Consider the following 2,519-nt stretch of genomic DNA (forward strand, 5'->3'; position numbering starts at 1 on the left):
TATAGGGTATTTCTTGTATAATGAGAGAAAATTGGGATCGGAGAAAGTTCAAAATGACAAAAAAGCTATTTACAGAAAGAGACATTCAAATTCTATCAAATAACCCCTACATAAAATCTGTAAGTCAGAAAGGTATCACTTATACAGATGAATTTAAGCGTATTTTTATTGAGGAAAATGAGAAAGGAAAACTACCTCGAAATATTTTTGAAGAATGTGGTTTTGATATAGATATAATTGGAATGAAACGAATTATGTCATCAGGAAGTAGATGGCGTGCTGCTTACAGAAAAAATGGTGTATTTGGTTTGCGAGATACACGCACCGAAAACGCGGGAAGAACTCTTGAGAGAGAGCTTACGTTAGAAGAGAAGTATGCTCGTTTAGAAGCCGAACGGAACTTACTAAAGGCAGAAAATGAATTGTTAAAAAAGATCAAACTTATGGAAAGGAGGATGAGAAAGAAATAACGTTATCACCTAGTCAGAAATATATCCTGATTCGTTCTGTCATCATAAAATATAACTTAAGAAATATGGTGAGTTATTTGTGTAAAGTAGCTGGTGTATCCCGTTCGGGATACTATAATTATTTTTCCATTTCATCTCAAGAACAACGGAAACAAAAGAACAATCAAGATGAAATCGTGAAAGAAATCATATTAAAAGCACTTCGATTTAGAAATCGAAAGAAAGGGGCTCGTCAAATAAAAATGACATTGGTGGGTCATTTTCAAGTTGTCTACAATTTAAAGCGTATCCGTAGAATCATGAAAAAATATGAGATTGTCTGTCCGATTCGGAAAGCAAATCCTTATAAAAGAATGCTGAAAGCTTCAAAAGAACATCGAGTAGTGCCGAATCAATTAAATCGAGAATTTAAACAAAACACCCCAGGAAAAACGCTTCTTACAGATATCACTTATTTAGTTTACGGTAAGAATAAAAGAGCTTATTTATCTACAATTTTAGATGGCTCAACCAATGAAATTTTAGCTTACCATGTTTCAGAACAGATGACATTAGACCTCGTAACAACAATTCTTCATAAACTAAAACGGAATAAGAGGATTCGATTGAATGAAGGTGCATATATTCATTCAGATTAAGGAGCCCACTACACAAGCCCTACCTACCAAAAGCTAGTCAAAAAGCTAAAGCTCGGACAATCTATGTCAAGAAGAGGAAACTGTTGGGATAACGCTCCACAAGAATCATTTTTTGGTCATCTGAAAGATGAAGCACATATAAAACCTTGCGAGTCTTTTACTGAGTTGAAACAAGAGATTAAGAAATATATGACGTACTATAATCACTATAGATATCAATGGAATTTAAAAAAGATGACTCCTGTTGGATACAGAAATCATCTCCTTGATGTTGCCTAACTTTTTTTCAAAATGTCCTTTACAAAGGGTACAGATTAAAATTCTATAACTTTTTTAAATTTAACCTATTTTCTTATTCGCTCTAGCTGCTGGATGAACTTCATTTTTCATTTTCACAACACTAATGCCGTATCCAATCAATCCGCCAATAACAGCTGGGAAAATCCATCCTAATCCAACTTCATGCATCGGAAGTAGCTTAGTAAGAACATCATTCACTACTGCTACCTTTACACCAGCTGCATTTAATCCATCAAACATACTCACGATAAATGTTACTAATAAACTACCTTGATACACTTCTGCTCTTCCTTTGAATAAAGGATGAAGAAGCGTCAGGAAGATCAATACGATTGCTAATGGATAAATCGCTGTTAATACAGGAACTGAAATTGCGATTAACTGTGTTAATCCTACATTCGCAATAACTGCACTAAAAACAGATAATATAATCGCGATTACCTTATAAGGAACCCCAGGCAACAGCTTATGGAAAAATGAAGAGCATGCTGAGACAAGTCCAACGCTAGTTGTTAAACATGCTGCTATAACCATTATACCTAATATAACTCCGCCRTATGAACCRAAATAATAGYTTGAAACTTTTGCTAATACTGCACCACCGTTGTCTAAGTGACCAAGTTTTGCAACACTTGAAGCCCCCATAAATGAAAGTGCTGAATAAATTATTGCTAAAATAGATGCAGCGATCAATGTTGCTTTTGCACAAACAATCATAATTTCTTTTTTTGTTTTTGCGCCTTTTTCTTTAATAGCATTGATAATGATAATACCAAATACGAATGATGCTAACGTATCCATTGTTAAGTATCCTTCTTGAAATCCTATAAAGAACGCATGTGATGTATAAGCCTCTGCAGGTGCTTGCATTTCTCCCATTGGATGAATAAAAGCAAAGACTACCAAAATTCCAATAAACGTTAATTTAATTGGCGTCAAGATTTTTCCTACAATATCGACAATTTTCGCAGGATTTAGCGAAAAAAAACAAGTGATGCTAAAGAATACAATTGTRAAAAGAATTARMGCTGTAGAACTTAAYCCYTCTGGCACGAAAGGYTTAATACCAATYTCATAAGAAACGCTTCCTGTTCTYGGAATAGCAAATAAT

1 protein-coding gene and 1 pseudogene are annotated in these 2,519 nt (G+C 34.2%); one reads left to right on the forward strand and one right to left on the reverse strand.

Annotated features, from left to right (window positions below):
* Positions 1–53: 53 nt before the first annotated feature.
* Positions 54–1,387: pseudogene (locus AC1DJR_RS26200) on the forward strand (IS3 family transposase).
* A 60-nt stretch (positions 1,388–1,447) separates the two neighbouring features.
* Here the strand turns inward: AC1DJR_RS26200 and brnQ are convergent.
* Positions 1,448–2,519: branched-chain amino acid transport system II carrier protein (gene brnQ, locus AC1DJR_RS26205; RefSeq protein WP_477003879.1), on the reverse strand; the 1,072-nt coding region annotated here is incomplete at its 5' end.

This window comes from Bacillus sp. 05T31, assembly GCF_056396725.1.